At 43.7% G+C, this 13,884-nt stretch carries 13 protein-coding genes; all 13 read right to left on the bottom strand.

The features are described 5' to 3' along the window. Window positions 1-3: 3 nt before the first annotated feature. The 13 genes from WC715_03910 to WC715_03850 all read right to left on the bottom strand — a co-directional run bounded on the left by WC715_03910 (window position 4) and on the right by WC715_03850 (window position 13,855). Window positions 4-1,302 (bottom strand): NAD(P)/FAD-dependent oxidoreductase, encoded by a 1,299-nt coding sequence (locus tag WC715_03910; GenBank protein MFA6171564.1) that lies wholly within the window; start codon window positions 1,300-1,302, stop codon window positions 4-6. 14 nt (window positions 1,303-1,316) lie between these two features. Continuing rightward, window positions 1,317-1,934, bottom strand: coding sequence for a methyltransferase domain-containing protein (locus WC715_03905; protein MFA6171563.1), 618 nt, complete (start codon window positions 1,932-1,934; stop codon window positions 1,317-1,319). Between the two features lie 76 nt (window positions 1,935-2,010). After that, entirely contained in the window at window positions 2,011-4,218 is a 2,208-nt protein-coding gene (locus WC715_03900; protein ID MFA6171562.1) for a hypothetical protein, read from the bottom strand. 134 nt (window positions 4,219-4,352) lie between these two features. Then, entirely contained in the window at window positions 4,353-5,420 is a 1,068-nt protein-coding gene (gene rfbG / locus WC715_03895; GenBank protein ID MFA6171561.1) for a CDP-glucose 4,6-dehydratase, read from the bottom strand. Beyond that, the gene (locus WC715_03890) at window positions 5,417-6,829 is read right to left on the bottom strand and encodes a radical SAM protein (protein MFA6171560.1); all 1,413 of its coding nucleotides are present in this window, start codon (window positions 6,827-6,829) and stop codon (window positions 5,417-5,419) included. Before WC715_03890 ends, rfbG begins: the two co-directional genes overlap by 4 nt. Beyond that, entirely contained in the window at window positions 6,826-7,725 is a 900-nt protein-coding gene (locus WC715_03885; protein ID MFA6171559.1) for an NAD(P)-dependent oxidoreductase, read from the bottom strand. Before WC715_03885 ends, WC715_03890 begins: the two co-directional genes overlap by 4 nt. A 77-nt stretch (window positions 7,726-7,802) precedes the next feature. Further along, complete coding sequence (gene rfbF, locus WC715_03880) at window positions 7,803-8,579, bottom strand: glucose-1-phosphate cytidylyltransferase (GenBank protein MFA6171558.1); 777 nt, start codon at window positions 8,577-8,579, stop codon at window positions 7,803-7,805. Window positions 8,580-8,619: 40 nt separating this feature from the next. Then, window positions 8,620-9,303 (bottom strand): glycosyltransferase family 2 protein, encoded by a 684-nt coding sequence (locus tag WC715_03875; GenBank protein ID MFA6171557.1) that lies wholly within the window; start codon window positions 9,301-9,303, stop codon window positions 8,620-8,622. 3 nt (window positions 9,304-9,306) lie between these two features. Then, complete coding sequence (locus tag WC715_03870; GenBank protein ID MFA6171556.1) at window positions 9,307-9,963, bottom strand: class I SAM-dependent methyltransferase; 657 nt, start codon at window positions 9,961-9,963, stop codon at window positions 9,307-9,309. Window positions 9,964-9,997: 34 nt separating this feature from the next. After that, complete coding sequence (locus tag WC715_03865) at window positions 9,998-10,582, bottom strand: class I SAM-dependent methyltransferase (protein ID MFA6171555.1); 585 nt, start codon at window positions 10,580-10,582, stop codon at window positions 9,998-10,000. Beyond that, window positions 10,579-12,066, bottom strand: coding sequence for a radical SAM protein (locus WC715_03860; GenBank protein MFA6171554.1), 1,488 nt, complete (start codon window positions 12,064-12,066; stop codon window positions 10,579-10,581). Before WC715_03860 ends, WC715_03865 begins: the two co-directional genes overlap by 4 nt. 7 nt (window positions 12,067-12,073) lie before the next feature. Next, entirely contained in the window at window positions 12,074-13,153 is a 1,080-nt protein-coding gene (locus WC715_03855; GenBank protein MFA6171553.1) for a glycosyltransferase family 4 protein, read from the bottom strand. A gap of 3 nt (window positions 13,154-13,156) precedes the next feature. Further along, complete coding sequence (locus WC715_03850) at window positions 13,157-13,855, bottom strand: glycosyltransferase family 2 protein (GenBank protein ID MFA6171552.1); 699 nt, start codon at window positions 13,853-13,855, stop codon at window positions 13,157-13,159. Window positions 13,856-13,884: the final 29 nt, after the last annotated feature.

The raw sequence follows: 13,884 nt of genomic DNA, 5'->3' as shown, positions 1-13,884 counted from the left end.
ATATTAAGGTTTATCGAATTTCTCGGCTATTTCCAGGACTATTTTTTTTGCCTCCCGGACGGCTATATTCAAGCCCCGGTCTTCGGGAAAAATTTGCGCCATACTGAACTGATATAAATTAGTAATCGGCGTCTTGAAATCTATTATTGCTTGAGGATAGTCAACGGATATTATCGGCTGGCAAAAGCAATCCCGGTAAATCCTGTATTCCAGCAGATTTTCCTCTGCGCGGCCGTTTATTTTTTTCAAATGCGGCATATACATTTTAATCAGTTGCGCATTATCTGCTTTAAAATATTCCGAGTCAACCGGAGTATAATGCGAAGTGTAGGCCAGATGCTTTGCCCCATAACGGGCGCTCCCGTCTAAATTAGTCTGTTCAATAACAGCTTTAAAAGGGATCTCGACGTCTAAAATATTATTCCAGTAAGCGGGGGCGAGCTTTTCTTTTAAAACTAAAATCGCGGTGATGGCGCCCAGATATCTGATTTTCTTCAATTCGTCTTTAAAAGCATCTGGGGCGCCGGGTATAAGCTTTAGAAAAAGGGGCGGAGCGACAGTACTGATAATTAAGTCAAAATCAATATTTCCTTCCTTGGTTTTTATTCCCGCGGCGCGGCCGCCATCAATTACAATTTCTACTGTCTCCTTACCGGAGAAAATTTTTCCATTCTTTTTAACAATCGATCCAATCAGCTTGTCGATAATAATTTGAAAACTTTCCTTGGGGTAGCCCAGCACCTCGTCCTTTCCGGTTTTAGATCCTCTTTTATAGGAGATCCTTGACCAAAACCAGCTTAAAGAAATTTCCTCTGAATAGCGGCTGAATTTCCCTTCGAAAAGCGGCCGCCACAAGACCTCCCAAGCTTCGCTTCCCATAACTTTTTTTATCCAGGCCTTGGCATTAAGATGGTTTAATTTTTCCCCTTTTTTCAAATTCTGCAAAAATAGCGTCGCGAGCCCCAGCCTTAGCTTTGAAAAAATCCCCAAGTGAGGAAATCTTAAAAGCTCCATGGGCTTGAAGAAGGGGAAAAATTTTCCTTTGGCAAAAACCGAAGTAGTAGACTGGTGCCAGCCAAGTTCGTTTTCAATTCCCAATTCGCGGAATAATTCTACAATATGGCTGTCCCTCAAAAAAATGTGGTGGTAATATTTTTCCAGCCTAAAGTCTTTAAAATCGGCGGTTTGAAGAAGTCCGCCGAGAGTCACGTCTTTTTCAAAAATGGAAACTTCGTGCTCTTTAGAAAGAAGGTGGCCGAGCACTAATCCATGAAACCCTCCTCCGACAATACCGATTTTCATATACGTAATTTCTCTTATTTTACTAAAAAAATATAATGGCCGCTAACCTGGCGACTCTTCGACTTTCCGCTAATCTTGTCCAGTAGATTAGCCAAGCCCGCAATTAACGGCACCCGCCCCAAAGGCGAAAGGTGCATCCAGGTCGATATTGCCCCGCGGACCGGGCACATTTCCCGGCTGGAAAAATCTTTAAATAAAAAATTAAGGGCATCTTCGGAAAACCGCCAATAGTCCTTATAATATCCGGGCTCGGCATGGTAATAATATAAAAAAGGCGTGTAAACCAGCGCGTAACCGCCTTTTTTTAGCGACCGCCAAATTTCCCGGCAGGCTTTTTTCGGATCTTCAACATGTTCCAAAACGGCAAGGCATAAAATCGCTTCCTGGCTTTCGTCTAAAAAAGGCAGGCGATGGATATCGCCGATAATATCCGGATTATAGTCCGGCACCGGATCAAGGATTTGATACCGGACCTTTTCCATCCGGGGCAGAATCCAGGCGTTCTTCGGGTCATACCGGTTACCGCTCCCCTTTTTTACTCTCAATCCTCCGCCAATATCGATAATGTTCGATTTTTCATCAAAAATTTTCTTTAACTTCTCCTCAAAAAATTGGTTCCAGGTATTTTTCATAATTAACGCGAGCGGGTCCCCGCCCCGCGTTTTGCGAGGCGGGACAAGGGAGTTAGATTATAATATTAGGCGTATTTTACTTGGTTTCAATATTATCTACTTTTAACCCTGGGCCAGCCTGGCGGATTACAATAATTCTCTTAAAACCTCTCTTTATTCCGAGCGCCTTAATCTCTTCAGCAGTCAAATCCCGGTCAAACACCGCCTCTTTTTGGTTATACAGGCCATAGCCGTACCAGCGCACCGATACATCGGGATCTAATCCTTTGGGCAGGCCGTTAATCATCGCCAGCCCGCTTACCGACGGAACAATAAGCGGAATCTTTAAATACATTTTGCCTTCATTTTTTGTGCTATAATCCGTTTCCCAGCTTTTCCAAAATATCATATTACTGCGGGGAATGTAAATGCAGGTTTCCTTTTTCCCGCTAATCGGCATTCTGTCAATTTCTTCTAAAATTTTTAAAAACTGATACCGGGGGTTCTTATTCAGCATTCCCCCGTAAGGCTCCATGGCGAGCGACCAAACGGCCTTAATTCCGCTTATCCCCAGCCAGGGGCTGGTTAAGGACTCGCTTATCAAATTAAAATTTTCTTTTGAGTTCAAAACAGCGCTGCGAGTCGTAATATTTCTTCCAAAAAAAAGCTTGGCTTGCTTGAAATAGTTATGAAAATAATTATAGGAAAAAAAGGCTAAGAAAAAAAAGCCGGCAGTAATAATCCCCAGATTCATCCGCCGAAGGGAAACCGGCCCCGCTTCTCTTGCCTTCCCGTAAACCGCCGGCCAGTAAATTAGGGCTAAAACCAGACACATCCATCTTTGAAAATCAAAAAAATAAATTGCATTGCCGTGCGGAATAAAAAAAATCGTTCCGGGAAGCACGGCCAAAATTACGATAAAAATAATCAGCTCAATCTCAAGATGCTTTTTTTCTTTAATGAAATTTCTTAAATCACCTGCCTTGACTTTGTGGCGGAGAAAAAATAAAAAAATGAATAAAACCAGCCAAATAAAATAATATAGGAAAAATATGGCGTACATTTCATGGCTGACGCTATCTCTAATATAGGAAAGAAATCTCGGGGCCATCCCTTCATTTTTCAATACCAGCCCGGCCGCTCCGGCGGAAAAAAGCGCCAAGAGCCCCCCGTTGATCCAGAAAACCATTCTTTTCCACCAGCCCAGACGGAAAAATAGATAGCCGTAAACGGCGGCCAAAAAAGGAAGCCAAAAAATTTTGATTATGCCAAGCAAGCCGAAAAGAGCCGGTAAAAATAAAAAGAGAAAAAAATAGTCGCTTAAATGAAAATTCGCGCTCTCGGCTTTTCTCCTTTTTTCAAAGTATGCCAATACGGAGCCTAAAATCAAAAACAGAAAGCTCATCCCCATAAGATGGGTTTCGCTTGAAAAGGGCGGCAGTAAGCCGACGCTCCCCTCCCTCCACGCCGAAGGAAGAATTTCAATATAGATGATAGACAATAGCACGTAGAGGGACAAGCCAAAACGGAGGCCGAAATTTTTATACCTTCTTCCGGCCGACACCAAAGATAAAAGATTAATAAAATAAAAAGGAATGAAGATTACCGGGAAGCCCAAGTTATAAAAAGTTAAAGCGCTTACTCCGGAAAGCGAGGAAAAAAAAGCGAAAATTGCGTTACTTCCCCAATGATACGGCAAATAAGGCAAGCCATCGACGCCGGTTGAGGGCATATCGTACGTTTTTATCAGGTTAGCGGTGGCGGAAAAAGATAGCGTATCGGCATTAGCGCTTCCTAAAACAATTTTTTCCGTAAAAAGAGGGCTGTGGAGCTTGGTGCCCCATACGGCGAAAGCGACGAATGAAGAAAAAAATAAAAAAAACATGGCGTAAAGAACATCGCTTTTTTTGAAAAAATTGAAAAAATAGTCATAAAGAAAAATAAAGAGGAGAAAAAATCCGAAGTAAAATAGGGCTTTAAGAAGCAAGCTTATGCCAATAAAGGATGAAATATACCCCAAAAAAGTTAAAAAAAGCAAAGTATAAATCGAAAGAAAGAAGTAATTCAGCCATAAATTTTCTGTCTTTAAAAATCTTCTTAACAGGTGGGGAAAAATAAGCAAAATGTAGCCAATCGAAAGCACGTTTAAAACCGCCAGACCCGGATTATCCAGGCCATAACGGGAAAGCCAGTATAAAAAGGCCAGGACAGAGGACATGATTATTCCAAAAAATACCGACCGAACCTCGGTCCGGCGGCCCTCGTTTGAAGATAGGCTGGCAGGAGTCATTTCAGTCTGATTCATAAACCGTTTTTAACTTCCATAATAATATTCTTTCATCCATAAATATATCTTATTTTACAGTAAAAAGCAAAAAATCAGCCCCAAAAAAGGCCAATCAGGCAATCATTAATATTGATAGACATTTGCGGGGAAAGCTAATTAAAAAACCTCTTAATTTGATTATCGGTCAATTTTAAGATGTGGCCGGGATCAGAATAATAGCCTTTGTACCATTCCATCGCGCACTCAAGGCTTTGATCCAGATTATATTTCGGCGTCCAGCCCAATAGTTTTTCGGCTTTACTAGCATCAAGCTTTAATACATCGGCTTCGGGCTTATCGTTTTGTGGTCTTATCTTATAATCCGCCTCGCCTAGCATAATTGAGAGCTTCTTCATAATTTCCTCTACCGAAACAAAACTTCTTTTTGGGGGGCCGAAATTCCAGGCTGAACTCAATTTCTTTTCCCCGGCATGAAGCCTTTTGGCAAGAATTAAATACCCGGAAAGCGGATCCAGAACATACTGCCAGGGCCGGATGGCTTTGGGCTTTCTGATTGTTAATTTATTTTTCTTTTCGCAGGCCGATCTTATAAAATCCGGGATAAGCCGGTCCCGGGCCCAATCGCCTCCCCCGATTACATTTCCGGCGCGGGCGCTGGCGATTAAAGTGTTGTGATTTTTTCTAAAGTCCGCCGGATTAAAAAAAGACTTGGCATAAGATTCAATCACCATCTCCGCGGCGGCCTTGCTCGCGCTATAAGGATCATGCCCGCCCAGGGGATCCGCCTCTTTTTGGGGACGGTTTTGGCCGGCATTTTTATAAACTTTGTCAGTTGTAATAATTACCGCTGATTTTACGCATCCTGCTTCGCGGATAGCGTGAAGAATATGGACGGTGCCCATAGTGTTGGTGGCAAAAGTTTTTATCGGATCGTCATAACTTTCCCTTACCAGCGCTTGGGCGGCCAAATGGAAAACAATCTCCGGCCTTTCTTTTAAAACAACCTTTCTAACCAGCGAGTAATCTCTTATATCATAAAAATAATTAGTAATTTTTTTTTGCAGTCCCAAAACCTCAAAAAGACTGGGTTCGGTCTCCGGCAGAAGAGAAAGGCCGGCGATATCTGCGCCCCAGTTTAACAAAATTTGAGTAAGCCAGGCTCCCTTGAATCCGGTATGGCCGGTAATAAGTATCTTTTTATCCCGATAAAAATTTTTCATATCAAGTTTTTGATAAAATCAGCTAAAGCGCCAGAATAATATTTCAATTCCCGAATATTTGTCCTTTTGATCCGCTTTAAAACGTAACCCGGACGCAGAAAAAATTCCCGATAGACTCGCTTTTGGATTTTTAAAAGCTCGCTAGCGGAAAAATTTTCAATCCGCCAGGGAGGCTCACCGGCAAAAACAAACTTGTCCCAGGAAACTTTGGGGGAAAGGAGGCCTTTTAGAAGCATAATTTCATAAACCTCGGTTCCCGGAAAAGGAACAATAATGCCGTAAGAAATAAAATCTAAATCAAGTTCTTTCATTAATTTAAGCGTTTCTTCAATATCGCTTCGGGTCTCTGCCGGGTGCGAACCCAGGATAAAAGTCCCCTCAACAATATGGATTCCGGCTTCGCGGGCCCAACCCACCGCTCTTTTTATCTCTTCTACCGTAGTCCCTTTTTTTATCAGTTTTAACATCCTCTGGCTCCCGGATTCGATTCCGAAAGAAATTTTTTTGCAGCCGGTTTCCGCCATTTTAACTATCAACTCCCGGCTTACCGCGTTCACCCGGGTATTGCAGTCAAAGGTAGCCCCCATTTTTTTCAAGCCTTCGCAAATAGCGGCAGTCCTTTCCGGCTTCAGGGTAAAAGTGTCGTCTAGTATGGTGAAGTGCTGGATGCCGTATTTCCTAACGCACTCCTCGGCTTCGGCTAAAACATTTTCGGCGCTCCTAAACCTTACCCGGTAGCCATAACTGATGTGTCCCGCGCAGAAAATACACTGGCTAGGGCAGCCTCGGGAAGTCATCAGTTCGGCGATTTTTAAAAACTTCCTGGAAATCCCCCGGGAAGTATGCGAGCGGCAATATAGTTCGGGGCGCGATAAATCGCGGCTGGGAAAAGGCAGGACGTCCAAATCCTCTATTAGCGGACGGCGGGGATTCTTTACGATTGTTCCGTCTTCTTCCCGGAAGGCCAACCCTTGAATATTTCCCGTACTGCCGGAATTTTCCAGAGTTTTGCAAAGCTCCAGGAGCGTAAGTTCTCCTTCCCCCATTATAATATAGTCCAGCTCGGGAATTTCTTCGAAAGTTCTTTCAGGCAATGCGGTCGGATGAGTTCCTCCTAAAACCGTTGTTACTTCCGGAAAATTTTTCTTCAAAATTCGAATCAGCCGTCCGGCGGATATGATAGTGTTGGTCATAGCCGTCACGCCGGCCAATCGGACACCATCATCTTTTATCCGCCGCAGGAATTCTTCCTCGTTAAAATTTTCGACCGCGTAATCGTAGAGCTTGACTGAAAAACCATTCTTTTCCAGAACCGCTCCCAGATAGCCTAAATTCAGAGGATATTGGGTGGAAAAAATATTTTGGCGCAAATCCAGATTGAGCGGAGGATTAATGAGAACTGTATTCATTTATTTGATAAATAATACTCAAGCGTTTTTTTAAGGCCATTTTTTAAATCGTACTCTGCCCGCCACTTTAATTTCTTGTTGCGGGAAACCCGCGCCCTGGAATCCATCGCTTCCCCTTCTTTGTAAGGCAGAGCCCCCCAATTAAGCCGGGAAGTATTATTGCCCGTCATTTTTTTTATCATTAAAACCAATTTTCGAATCGAGCGGCTTTGGCCGGTTCCGATTTCAAATTCCTGAAAATTAGCTAATGCGCTAAAATTTTCTATGGCTTTGAAAAATGCCCTTGATGCATCTTCCACGCAGACTAAGTCTCTTTTTTGCCGGCCTTTAGTAAAAGAAATTGCCGGGGCGTTTCTTTTTAGCTCGCCGATTACCCAAGGGATAAATTTATGGGCGCTGTCGCCCGGCCCGTACATATGTTCAATCTTTAAATTGATGAACTTTATTTTTTTCCCTTTAACCATTTTTTTTGCCCGGCTAACCAGCTCCTCCTTGGTTCGGGCATAAATCCATTTTTTGTCTCTGGTAAAGGTATCGGCGTTAATAAAACCCTTTACGCCGCTCGTTATCCCCGTTCCCAACAAGAGAAGAGGCAGGGTTAAGTTTGCTTCTATTACCTTTGATTCCGGTTCCCCCTTCCGGCCATAGCAGGTCGCCGCATGAATTACATAATCAATTTTATATTTCCTAAAAATTGCGCCGGCATTAGAAAAGCCGGGTTTTAAATCGACATAGATTATCCTATTTTTCTTTACCACACCCCTGACACGGGATAGGTCTGAATTTTTCCTTTTTAAAACAATCACCCTTTGCCCCTTTTTAGCCAGCAATTTTAATATTTGGCTTCCTAAAAATCCAGTCCCGCCGGTTAAAAGAATTGTATCTGTTTTTTTCATAGCCAATTTGCTTGACAGGCGGCCCTATGAACAAAAATAAAACATAAAGCCATATAAAAAGCGGGGCAAGAAATTATCTACCAAACCTTCCAGGGAGCCGCTCCGCTTTGCCATACCTCATTTAACAGCTCCATGTCCCTGACCGTATCCATGCACTGCCAATAGCCGTTGTGCGGGCAGGCAGCCATATTTCCTTCTTTGGCCAGCCGGGACAAAACGTCTTTTTCAAAGTTCAATGAATCGTCGCCAGCCAGGTGATCAAAAATCTCCGGGTTAACGGCAAAGAATCCGCCGTTAATATACCCGCTTTGCACCTGCGGCTTCTCCCAAAACCCAACCACCGAATTGCCTTCCATAATTATTTCTCCGAAACGGCTGGGCGGAAAAACTCCGGTGATAGTAATCATTTTCTTTTCCTGGTTATGGACTTTCAAAAGCCGGGAAAGATCAACGTCCGCCACCCCGTCGCCGTAAGTAAGCATAAAAAGCCGGCCTTTCAAAAGCTTTTCCGCGCCTTTTAGCCTGGCACCGGTCTGGGTGTCGGCTCCAGTATCTATGAAGCTAATTTCCCAGTCTTCAGCCGGAAGGCTGTGGTAAATAATTTCACGCCGCTTGTCCTTAGGGCGGATGGTAAAATCGCATTGATGCAGATGATAGCGGCAAAAGTATTCTTTAATCAGCTCTCCTTTATAGCCAATTAAGAGGACGAACTTACGGAAACCCTGGGCATAGTAGATTTTCATTATATGCCACAAAATCGGCTTGCCGCCGACTCGAACCAGCGGTTTGGGAATTATTTCCGTTTCTTCTTTTAGCCTGGTGCCCCGCCCTCCGCAGAAAATTACCACCGGGATTTGCGAGACATCAAGCGATTTTTCTGTTTCCATATTTTTTCTAATCAAAGTTGAGCCTGTACTTTATCATGTTGAATAAAAAATCCAAAGAGGCGGTCAAAGATACCTTCGACCGGCTTCCTTCTCGGGGTTTCCAGGAAATTTCAACTTCTCCGATTTTCGCCCCTTCGCGAAGGGCTTTGATTACCAATTCCGGATCAATAAACCAGCCTAAAGAGCATAAATTTATTTTTTCATAAAGCGAACGCGAAAAAATCTTTGGGGGCGAATTAATATCGCGAAGGCCGGATTTAAAAAGCCGGTGAAAGATAAAATTATAGGCCCGGCTTTGTGTCCGGCGCCAGCCGGATTCTCTTTCTTTTCGAACTGCTTTGCATAATTGGAGATTTTCATTAAGCATTTTTTGGTAAGCGCGGACGATATCAGCCGGGGCTATCTGATTATCGGCGTGAGTCCAGCCGATAATCTCGCCCCGGGCCGACTTCAGGCCGGCCAGGATTCCGTTTCCATATCCCTGATTCGGAAAAACCCTTACAGTTTTTAGCCGGGGGAAAATTTTCTCTAATCCGGCCAGCCGTTCCCGGGTATCATCGGTCGAACCGTTGTCCACTAAAATTATTTCAAAATCAGTCTCAACTTTCTCGATTTCATCCATAAGCGGACTAATCGCCGAATTCAGGCTGGATGATTCGTTATAGGCGGGTATTACTAAAGAAAATCTCATAAATTATTTTTTCAAAATAAAAAAGTGGTGATAGGGCGACTCAAAGGCAATATAATCTTTTTCAATTTTAAAACCGGCCTTTACTAGCTCACTTTTTACCCTCTTCAGGCTATAGCCCCTCTTCCCCAGCTCCCAAAAATGATGGCCGTCGAATTTATGCTTTTTTCCGAATATTTGGAGCTTTATCTGCCATCTTATCCTTTTTATAAAAGGCAGGCGGAAATCAAAAGAAAAATGCCGGCCCCAGTGAGGAAGGCTTAAAATGACATGCCGGCTGGACACCCGGTAAAGTTCGCCCAGCGCTTTATTAAATTTCTCATAAGGCAGGTGTTCCAATACTTCAAAAGCGCAAACCACATCAAAAAAATTATCCTCTATATCCTTAAGGTCGTCAATACTGTTAACGATATCCGGACACAAATCCGGTGAAACGTCAACCGAATGATAATCAATGCTAGTATTACTTTTTAAGTAGTTGGCCAGCACCCGGTCGCCGATCCCGATTTCCAGTACTTTTTCCGCCCTACAACCTAAAACGCTGTTTATTTGGTGCCAGTAGCTGGCCCAGCGATTAGGGTCGCAATACTTATTAAAGTTGTTGGCGTATGATGTTTTTTTGCCGGCATCACGCACGCAATGATCATTATTTTGGCTTTCCATATTACTACTATATTTATTGTGCCGACTCTTAAAATTATTTCTTTCGGCAGGCGCAAAGAAGGTGCTCGCCCATATAGTTAAACGGCCCAATTCCAGGCAATCGAAAATTCCGGCATTTAATTGTGCAGAGTCCATCACTCAAAAGATCTAAGACATCAAATCCGGATTTATCGAGAAGATTTGAAAGCATAGCTCGGGAAAAAAATATTTTGTGGTCCGGATCCCCAAGGATTATGTCCCGGCCGGTGAAAAAATAACGGAGCATCCGGGAAAGAGCATAAATATTAGGGGTATCAAGAACCAATACTCCCCCAAACTTTAAAGCCCGAAAGCACTCGTCGGTAATTTTCTTCGGCTCCCAGCTATGCTCCAAAACTTCACCTAAATATATAAAATCAAAGTGGTTATCCGGATAAGGAAGGTCTTCCGCCCGCCCGGCCGCTTGATTGGGAAAACTAAAACCGAGCCCGCCGGCGCTTTGCGAATCAAGGCCATAAACCTCCGCTCCGGGAAAACGGCTGATAATCTCCTTATGGATTCTGGCTCCTCCGCCTAAATTGCCGATATCAAGAATTTTTCCCGCGCCTAAATGCTTAAATAAAAATTTTTCCCGGGTCATATTTTTTTCGCCGCGCGGGCGGATTTAATAATGAAATTGAGAATTTTTTTGATAATCCGGTTATGGGCTTTTTCACCGCTTTCAAAAAGGTAAATTTGCCTCAAGCGGGAAAATATATATATATCCAGCGGAAAACTGAAATTAGCGCGGCCAGCCCTCCATTTTAACAGCGATTTTAAAATCGGGATGTTCCTTTTATAAGCCAGGGCCAGAAGATGAACAAACCGCCTTGAGTATTTTACCGCTCTTTTAGCGTCCCAGCCAACCCACTCCATCTCGTAATCATCCCTCCAGCGGTCAAACTTATCCCACTCCTCAATGCTCTGGGGCGGCCGGAACCCGAGTTCCTTGGATTTTTCGTAAAGTCCGGTTCCGGGATAAGGCAGAAACCATCCGCAGGTAAAAGCCAGATTAGGATTGATTTTCAGAAGCCGGATGATAAAATTCAAAGTTTCCAGATATTCGCTTTTAGTCTCGGTCGGCGCTCCGAAAATTATTCCAGCCGAGGCAATTATCCCCGAGCCGGACAAAAGCGTTACCGCCCGGATAATTTCCGCCGTGCCAGTTCCCTTTTTTATTACTTCCTTTAAAATTCTGTCTGACCCGGATTCAAAACCGAAAGTAAGCTCAAGGCATTTGGCCGATTTCAGCCGGCTGACAAAATCTTCAGTTATGTATTCCACCCGGCAGTCGGCGGAAAATGGAAGACCGAGCGCCTCTACGATCTTAAAAGCCCTTTCTTTGTCAACAAAAAAATTATCATCAAGAAACCGGATAGCTTCAATCCCGTACTTCTTTATTATCGGCTCCAGGTTAGCGGCAATTTTTTCCGGAGAATGGGCCCGCCACCGCCGGTTATTAAAAACCAGGTTGTAGCAGAACTGGCAATTATACGGACAGCCCCGGGAACTTACAACCGCCAAAGTCCTTTGGAAGCGGCCGGAAAAATACGGAATTATGTACTCTTCCAGATTTATTAGGGACCAATCAATTAAATATTCATCAATATCGGAAAATTCCCGCCGGGGATTGATATGGATTCCGCCTGAATCATCTTTGTAGCCAAGATTTTTTATCCGGGCGAATTGGTCCCTGGCGTCAAGGCTTTCCGCCAGCTCGGCCAAGGCTTCTTCCCCTTCTCCGATTATAATAAAATCGACGTAGTTTTCTTTTAACACTTCATTCGGCAAGAGCGAAGGGTGGGCGTTTCCCCAAACGGTTTGGTATCCTTCCTTTTTTAGTTCTTTCGACAATTGGACATACTTTTTATTTAAATGGCCGGTAAAAACCGACATACCAGCCAAATCCGGACAATAGCTCCTGATTTTTGAAATTAGTTCTTCGAGCTGTCCGGCGTCAGCATGGAAAATTTTTGCGCCTATTCCCTTTTTTTTTAAAGCTGTCGCCAAATACAAAGACCCCAGGGGCGGTATGCCCCGGGCGCTCCCGGCGTACAAAGAGATTAACGCAACTTTTTTTGCCATACAATCATTATTCGCGGCTTTGGAATTTTTTGGTTATCTTTTCAATCAAATTTCCCAAACTGTATCTCTCCTTTACTATAGATATTAAGCGCTCCGACAAAACTATCTTCTCGCCTAAAGGCAGAATTTTCAGGGCCGTTATTTTTTTTGCCAGCTCTATCTTGTCGTCATTTTCCAATACCATTAGACCGGCATATTGTCCAAACAAAGAAACAAAAGCTTTATTATAGGCAATGACCGGCAGCCCGGCGGCCATAGCTTCCAAAACCGCCTTGTCCATCCCGCCGGTTGGGCATAAATTTACGGCCAAATCGGCCTCGGCATAATATTTAGAGATTTCCCGGTATGGGACGCTGCCGATGAAGTCCACGCACCCTTCCAGCTTATCCCTCCTAACCGCTTCTTTCAATTGTCCTAAGTAAGCTTCATCTTCAGGATAAACCGGCGCGCCGATAAATTTAATCCGCGAATCAGTGATGCCTTTTTTATTCACCAATATATCCAAAGCCTCGACCAATAACTTTTGATTTTTTATCGGGCTGATGCGTCCGACGTAAATTATTTTAAAGGCGCCCTCTGGTTTTCTTTCCGCTTTTGCCGGACTAAACTGTTCCGTATTAATACCATGGCCAGTGATCAAAACTTTTTTTGACCCCAGCCTAAAGCCTTCTTCGGAAGCGGTAAAAATATAATCCGCCAGCTTTTCGGCCAGCCGCAGTTTAAAGCTCACTTTTTTATGGACGTACCAAAAGCCGATTTTTTTATTCCACAATTTCCAAAGAAGGCCGCCGAGGATTACGTATTCCTGGTTCATGTGGACAAAAACCGCGTCATAATTTTTCCGTTCCCTTATAATCAGCTTAAAAAAATTCCATGTGTAAATGGATTTTCTAAACATTCTGGGCGCCCCTTTTTCCTTTCCCAGGCTTAAGACCCGGACATTAGCCGGCAGTTTCGTCTCTCCCTGGCCAAGGGTGATTACGGTTAGCTTCTCCCAGCGCGCCGCCAGCTCTTCCAGCCACTTATGAAAGAAGCCTAAAAGATCGTCATTAATATCCACCTTTTGGGTTATTACTAAAAGCTTCATATATTAAGAAATGATCCCGTATTTGATTATATGCCAGACGGCGGCAAAGCCGTCTTTCCAATTTATTTTTTTTCCTTCGGCATAAGTCCGGCCGGAGTAAGAAATTCCCACTTCATAAACCCGAAGCTTTAACCGGGCGATTTTGATGGTCATTTCCGGTTCAATGCCGAAACGATTGGCGGTAAGCCTGGGCGCTAACTTTCCTAGCGCCTCCCGGGTAAAAACTTTATAGCCGGTTTCCATGTCAGTTAAATTCAAGCCGCTGAAGATGTTGCATAAAAGAGTAAGCAGTTTATTGGCGGCCGAATGCCAAAAATAAAGCACCCGGTGCGGCTCGCCTCCCATAAACCTCGAACCGTACACTACGTCGGCTTTACCGTCTAAAATAGGAGAAATCAGCTTCGGATATTCTTCCGGATCATATTCCAGGTCAGCATCCTGGACTAGAACTATGTCGCCTTGGGCTTCCCTAAAACCCGTCCGGATGGCGCTTCCCTTTCCGCCATTCTCTTCCTTAAAAATTACCTTGTATTTTCCTTTTATTCCTTCCAGAATTTTCCTGGTGCCGTCAATTGATTTGTCATCAACGATAATTAATTGCTTGTTAATCTCCCGCAGGTCCACTGACTCAATAGCTCCGATAATTTTTAAAATCGTATTTTCTTCATTATAAACTGGAATGACTATTGATAAAGTTTTCATAATTGATATAAGCGAGCCCCGCGGGATGC

The sequence above is a fragment of the Patescibacteria group bacterium genome (assembly GCA_041661505.1).
In the GTDB taxonomy this organism is placed as follows: domain Bacteria; phylum Patescibacteriota; class Patescibacteriia; order Patescibacteriales; family JBAZCA01; genus JBAZCA01.
This window is presented reverse-complemented; position numbering and strand designations above follow the sequence as displayed.

Excerpts from the sequence above, each read along its gene's own strand:
- WC715_03860 (MFA6171554.1), bottom strand. The coding sequence starts at position 12,066 with ATGGCAAAAAAAGTTGCGTTAATCTCTTTGTACGCCGGGAGCGCCCGG.
- WC715_03855 (MFA6171553.1), bottom strand. The coding sequence starts at position 13,153 with ATGAAGCTTTTAGTAATAACCCAAAAGGTGGATATTAATGACGATCTT.
- WC715_03910 (MFA6171564.1), bottom strand. The coding sequence starts at position 1,302 with ATGAAAATCGGTATTGTCGGAGGAGGGTTTCATGGATTAGTGCTCGGC.
- rfbG (MFA6171561.1), bottom strand. The coding sequence starts at position 5,420 with ATGAAAAATTTTTATCGGGATAAAAAGATACTTATTACCGGCCATACC.
- WC715_03900 (MFA6171562.1), bottom strand. The coding sequence starts at position 4,218 with ATGAATCAGACTGAAATGACTCCTGCCAGCCTATCTTCAAACGAGGGC.
- WC715_03885 (MFA6171559.1), bottom strand. The coding sequence starts at position 7,725 with ATGAAAAAAACAGATACAATTCTTTTAACCGGCGGGACTGGATTTTTA.
- WC715_03890 (MFA6171560.1), bottom strand. The coding sequence starts at position 6,829 with ATGAATACAGTTCTCATTAATCCTCCGCTCAATCTGGATTTGCGCCAA.
- WC715_03850 (MFA6171552.1), bottom strand. The coding sequence starts at position 13,855 with ATGAAAACTTTATCAATAGTCATTCCAGTTTATAATGAAGAAAATACG.
- WC715_03865 (MFA6171555.1), bottom strand. The coding sequence starts at position 10,582 with ATGACCCGGGAAAAATTTTTATTTAAGCATTTAGGCGCGGGAAAAATT.
- WC715_03905 (MFA6171563.1), bottom strand. The coding sequence starts at position 1,934 with ATGAAAAATACCTGGAACCAATTTTTTGAGGAGAAGTTAAAGAAAATT.
- WC715_03875 (MFA6171557.1), bottom strand. The coding sequence starts at position 9,303 with ATGAGATTTTCTTTAGTAATACCCGCCTATAACGAATCATCCAGCCTG.
- WC715_03870 (MFA6171556.1), bottom strand. The coding sequence starts at position 9,963 with ATGGAAAGCCAAAATAATGATCATTGCGTGCGTGATGCCGGCAAAAAA.